The organism is Micromonospora sp. NPDC048040 (assembly GCF_055587185.1).
On sequence record NZ_JBVJGT010000138.1, the window covers coordinates 1 to 1950 of the forward strand.

1 protein-coding gene and 1 pseudogene are annotated in these 1950 nt (G+C 67.9%); both read right to left on the reverse strand.

Annotated features, from left to right (window positions below; all coding sequences use genetic code 11):
• Nucleotides 1-174 precede the first annotated feature (174 nt).
• Nucleotides 175-1710: an ISL3 family transposase gene (locus ACZ6O2_RS36480; RefSeq protein WP_466026215.1), complete on the reverse strand. Its 1536-nt coding sequence runs from the start codon at nucleotides 1708-1710 to the stop codon at nucleotides 175-177.
• A gap of 87 nt (nucleotides 1711-1797) precedes the next feature.
• Nucleotides 1798-1950, reverse strand: a pseudogene (locus tag ACZ6O2_RS36485) (IS256 family transposase); the annotation flags it as partial.

The following is a 1950-nucleotide window of genomic DNA, read 5'->3' on the forward strand; positions in this document are numbered from 1 at the left end:
CGCTTCCGGCATCGCCAACCTCCACAACATCATCCTCGCCGGCTGACCGCCGACCCCGTCCCAGGCAACGCCTTCACCCGGTTACGAGACGTCCCTTAGCAAGGTTTCGCCGGCGCGGTGGGGAGTGTCAAGTTAACGGCCCTGTCTCACTTTCGGTGGTGACGGAGGGTGCTGCTATCCGAGGAGGATGCGGTGGCGGAGCAGGGTGAAGCCTGTTCGTCCGTGCATTTGGCGTGCGATCCGTTTGGTCTTGGTGTTGACGCCTTCGGTGGGGCCGTTGCTGTAGGGAAGCGTGAGCGCGGCGTTCACGGCGTCGCGGTCCCGTTCCAGGCCTCGGGTGAAGGCGTGCAGATGAGGTAGGTCGCCCGCGCGGACCTGGACCATCCAGAGCGAGAGCCGGTCGGCGTTTCCCGGCAGAGGCGTCAGGAGTTCGGCGAAGTCCTCAACTGCGGCGGCCAGTTGGGTCATTTCTGGGCAGGCTGCGGTGAGCCGTGCCAGTAGGTCTCGATACTCGGGCTTGAGGGTGTCGGGTCTGGTGAGGATCATCCGGGCGAGCCGGCGCGGGGAGATGTGGCTGCGGTCGGCGTCCGCGCGGCCTTGGTTGATGTACTTGTGCAGGAGGTTGAGGCAGCCGGTGAACCCGAGGGACCTGATCTCTGCGAAGAGATGCTTGATGGGGACGGCGGGGTTCTCGGCTCGACGTTTGCGTAGGTGTTCGCGGTAGGGGTCGACGAGGCTGGCACGGTACTTGGGGACGCGGAGCATCCGTTCGGGCCGGTCGGCTCGCGCGTAGCGCTTGACGGTGTTCAGGGCCAACTGCAGGCGGCGGGCGCACTCCATCAGGCCCACGCCCTGGTCGAGCAGGTCATGGACCTGGTGCCAGCGTTCCAGGGTCGTCCGCGCGCGGGGCCCGTCGTAGATGGGTGCGTCCAGGACGGTGGCCCAGCAGGTGCTGTGGGCCTTGACCTCGCTCAGGGCGGCTTCGCACAGGTTGTGCCACAGGTGCCACCGGTCGGCGACCTGCACCGCGTGGGGCAGGGCGCGGCGGATGGCCTCGGCGTAGGTGGCCGAGCCGTCGCGGCACACGACCTCGACGCCGGGATGCGCGCGCAGCCACGCCTCCAGGGTGTCGGCGGTGCGGTCGGGTAGTACGTCGATCCGCTCATGGGTTTCGGCGTCGATCACGACGGTGGCGTAGCGGTGCCGCCGTCGCAGAGCGAAGTCGTCGACGCCGATCACACGGGGCGTCCGCCCGGTGGGCAACGGGATGCGCAGCAGGGCGCGTAGGGCCGTGTGACGGGACAGGCCCATGGCCAGTATCGCCAGCAGACGTGCCCCTGCCCGGCCCGCCAACTCCTTGACCACGGCTTTGACCTGCCTGTTCAAACGGGCCGTGCGGCGTTGGTATCGCTCCAGCACCCCGGGAACCTGTTCGCGGAAGGTGTGGCGGCAGCCGCGCGTGGGGCACACCAGACGCCGCACCCGCACGCGGACCACCACCCGCCGCCCGTCGACCGGAACGTCCGCCACCGTCCGCCAGTGATAGCCATGGACCCGTCCCGACGAGGCCCCGCACATCGGGCAGACCGCGGTGTCCTGCGGCGTCCGGGCCAGCACCACAATCCGCTCACCCTCGTCGACTACGTCCTCAATAACCAGCGGGGATAGCCCCGAGAACACCGCCTGCACAAGCCTGTTGACGTCCTCCACATAGGAGACAACGACATCCGCCACCCTCCGTCACCACCGAATGCGAGACAGGGCCAAGTTAACGGCTGATCTTGGTTGTTGAGGTGGTCAGTGGTTGGCCGGGGTGAGCCGGCCCTCGAAGGCGATCTGGAAGGCGTTCAGGGGTGCTTTCCAGCGCATGGTCCAGCGCCGGCGGCCGGTGCCGGTCGGGTCGAGGCTCATCAAGGCCATGTAGACGCACTTGAGCGCGGCCTGCTCGTT